General features: G+C 64.7%; 2 pseudogenes. One reads left to right on the top strand and one right to left on the bottom strand.

Annotation, left to right across the window (positions count from 1 at the left end):
• Nucleotides 1-174: 174 nt before the first annotated feature.
• Nucleotides 175-488, top strand: a pseudogene (locus WAW17_RS30290) (SRPBCC family protein); the annotation flags it as partial.
• 92 nt (nucleotides 489-580) lie between these two features.
• Here WAW17_RS30290 and WAW17_RS30285 read toward each other — a convergent pair.
• A pseudogene (locus WAW17_RS30285) lies at nucleotides 581-2,108 on the bottom strand (AMP-dependent synthetase/ligase); the annotation flags it as partial.

The raw sequence follows: 2,108 nt of genomic DNA, 5'->3' as shown, positions 1-2,108 counted from the left end.
GCCCACAATGTCACTGGTCGTTAGACCCTCGAAAGACTGAAGTTGCCCAGGCGCCGACACTTCGCACCCACCAGACGGGCGGCGCCGCATGGTTATGCACTTCTCCGAGTGATCTCACATTCGACCGTTTCTGGGCAGCGGACTGGTGAGACATCCTTCGTCTACACCGCGCAGCTCGAGGTGGGCACCCGGTGGCGCGGGGTAACCCGAATCCTGGGTAAGCGGTTCGAATGGTGACGGAATTCGTCGAGTACCAGCCGGCGAACGGGGCCACGTTCACGTCGGTGGAGGGCAAGATCGATTTTACCGCGAAGGCGAGGCTCGAGGAGGTCGACGGCGGCACTCTGTTCACCTATCGGGTCGACAGCGAAAGTGGTTTCGGAGGGGTCTTCGGCAAGCTGGCGGACCCCATCGTCGCGAAGGCGTACTCGCGCACGGCGCGGGCAAGCCTGGACAACCTCGCTGACCTGCTCACCACCGACAGCTGACCGTTTGCGTAAGGAAATTGCGCATAGTTATGCGCTCGATTGGGCCGTCTCTCAATCGATCCTGAGCGGCCGAGACGAACCGCCGGACTCGGTCAACCCATGTCGATCACCCCCGCACCTGGTTGGTCTGCGTACAGGTCGACGATTGTGTCTGCGTACTTGCTCGCGATCGGCTTGCGCCGAAATTTCATCGTCGGCGTCAGCTCGTCTCCGTCCGGATCCCAGGTCGACGGCACAATGGTGAACCGTTTGACCTGCTCGACGCGGGGCAAGGTGGCGTTACCGGACTTGACGGCCAGTGTCACCTCGTCGACGATCTTCGGGTTGGTGACCAGGTCCGCGAGCTGGGCCCCGGGCACGCCCAGGGCTTTGGCCCGCAGCGCGGCCACATCCGGGTCCAGCGCGACGAGCGCGGTGATATACCGCTTGTTGTCGCCGATGGCGACCACCTGACTGATCAACGACGTGGACGCCTTCATTGTGTTCTCGATGTTGTTGGGTGCCAGGTTCTTTCCGGCCGCATGGATGATGAGTTCCTTCTTGCGGTCGACGATGGTCAGGTTGCCGTCGTCGTCGATTTTCCCGACATCACCGGTCGCCAGCCATCCTGACCCGATCGAGGCCCAGGGCCTCCCGCACCTTCGAGCACCAGGGTGTCGGCGATCCGGTGTTGCAGTCGCAGCACTCGCCCGCGCGGTGTCCCGGCCAGATCCGCTCTAGCCGCTCGCGCACCCACCTCGAGGGACCAGGCCGCCAGTTTCGACTTGACCGGACTGGTCTCCTCCGCCAGCTTCGCCTCAATTCCGGCCTTGATCTTCAGCCAAACCCGCGGCACCCCCAAGAACATGGTCGGCCGCACATCCGGCAGCACCGGGGCGAAATCCCGCGGGTCGGCAACCGAGGTGATCTGCAGGCCACCAAGCAGATTGGCGGCGTGCGCCGAGACCCGGTCGGCGATGTGCGCGGACGGCAGATACGAGATGGTCCGGTCCTCGAACCCGAGGTCGAGATCAGCCAGGGACTCGGCGGCCGCGATGACGTTGCGCCGTGTGATCTCCACCCCCTTGGGCGGGCCGGTGGTGCCCGAGGTGTAGATGAGGGTGACCAGATCGTCGGGTCCGACCGCGCGCCACGACGCCTCATAGTCGAAGTCCTCGTCCGGGTTCGCTTCGACCTCACTCAACTCGATCGCTCCCTGCGCCGGGCCGTCCACGGTGATGATGTGCTCGAACGGCACGCCCGACGCTGTGATCGCCGACACGAACACCTGCTCGGTGACGACCACCTTGTTGCCGGCGTTGGTGAACAGGTATTCGAGTTGCTCTGGCGCACTGGTGTTGGACACCGAGAACGGAATCGCCCCCAGATGCACGATCGCCGTGTCGACGAGGTGGAACTCCGGCCGGTCAGCATGAGACCGACGGTGTCGCCGCGCCGAACGCCCAGTCCGGCCAGCCCACTGGCGATCGCCTCGACCCGCTGTGCGTATTCGCGCCAGGTGACCTCCTGAAGGCCGCCGGGAGTCCGCAACGCGGTTCGATCCGGGTGCATACGCGCGGTGTGCTGGAACCCCTCGGCCGTAGTGCGCACTTCGGCCCCCGACGCGTGGTGGAAAACGAT

The sequence above is a fragment of the Rhodococcus sp. (in: high G+C Gram-positive bacteria) genome, from assembly GCF_049286785.1.
GTDB lineage: Bacteria > Actinomycetota > Actinomycetes > Mycobacteriales > Mycobacteriaceae > Rhodococcus_F.
The sequence above is the reverse complement of the archived record's forward strand: the minus strand, read 5'-3'. Positions and strand labels throughout refer to the sequence as shown.